The sequence below is a fragment of the Vibrio marinisediminis genome, from assembly GCF_014050145.1.
GTDB lineage: Bacteria > Pseudomonadota > Gammaproteobacteria > Enterobacterales > Vibrionaceae > Vibrio > Vibrio marinisediminis.
This window is the reverse complement of the sequence record NZ_JACFYF010000058.1, coordinates 1-497: the sequence shown is the minus strand read 5'-3', so window position 1 is coordinate 497 and position 497 is coordinate 1. Positions and strand designations below refer to the sequence as shown.

At 43.7% G+C, this 497-nt stretch carries 1 protein-coding gene; it reads right to left on the bottom strand.

Annotation, left to right across the window (positions count from 1 at the left end):
• Positions 1-287 precede the first annotated feature (287 nt).
• Positions 288-497 (bottom strand): hypothetical protein (locus H2O73_RS21870; protein ID WP_220457691.1); only part of this gene is annotated, 210 nt, incomplete at its 5' end.

Genomic DNA, 497 nt, shown 5'->3' with positions numbered 1-497 from the left:
TTAAAACATAACGCCGCATTAAGGGGCGAAAAACGCTATCCCCCTGAATTAAACCATTGTGACATAAACACTAAAACTGATTTGAACTAAAATCGCCAAGCGTTTTGAGTCCTTCTTAAATGCTTTGTTATGTTTTAACACAAACGACTGATTTACTTGGCAAAGAACTGAAATGCAAACCTAGATTTCTGAACCAAATCACAAGCTCAGACTCACTTGACTGCCAGATGCGCCAAACCAACAACGAGTAAGCCCACTTCCCTGCTAATGAGGCAACTCGATACGTTTCAACAAGCGCCCTTTCTTAGCAAAAGCAGCGCAGAACAATGGCGATTTGCCGAGGCAACTGCCAAGGTTATTGGCTGATTGGCAAATACACCCAGAGCAACTTTGAGCCAGAGAAACAAGACGACCAAACCACCCAAAAACTCAAATGAAGCAACCCACGAACCTTGGCATGTTTTACGGGCTAAGTGGTTTAAGAACGGGGCGACAAT